Source organism: Paraburkholderia sp. SIMBA_030, assembly GCF_046535245.1.
In the GTDB taxonomy this organism is placed as follows: domain Bacteria; phylum Pseudomonadota; class Gammaproteobacteria; order Burkholderiales; family Burkholderiaceae; genus Paraburkholderia.
The window spans coordinates 1-260 of record NZ_JAWRXB010000886.1 but is presented as its reverse complement, the minus strand read 5'-3'; the positions used below and the strand labels follow the sequence as shown (position 1 = coordinate 260).

Here is a 260-nt window from a genome sequence, read left to right as displayed (position 1 = left end):
GCTGCGTGCACGCCTCCATTACTGCCGCCCTTTGATCCGCGCCATCTGATACACCGACGCATACGCGCCGTCGCGTAGCGCGTAGTCCGGCGCCTCTCCCTCGATCCGGAAACCGTGCTTTTCATACAGCGCGATGGCCGCCGGGTTGTCGACGAATACGGTCAATTCAAGGCGCGTGACGTTCAGCCAGTTTTCGGCGAGTTCGATGGCGGCGGCCAGGAGCCGGCCGCCGATGCCGCGACCATGATGCGACGCATCGA

1 protein-coding gene is annotated in these 260 nt (G+C 64.2%); it reads right to left on the bottom strand.

Annotated elements, in window-relative coordinates:
• Positions 1 to 18: 18 nt before the first annotated feature.
• Positions 19 to 260, bottom strand: a 242-nt coding sequence (locus SB772_RS42565; protein ID WP_410838841.1) for a GNAT family N-acetyltransferase, incomplete at its 5' end; no start/stop codon positions are given.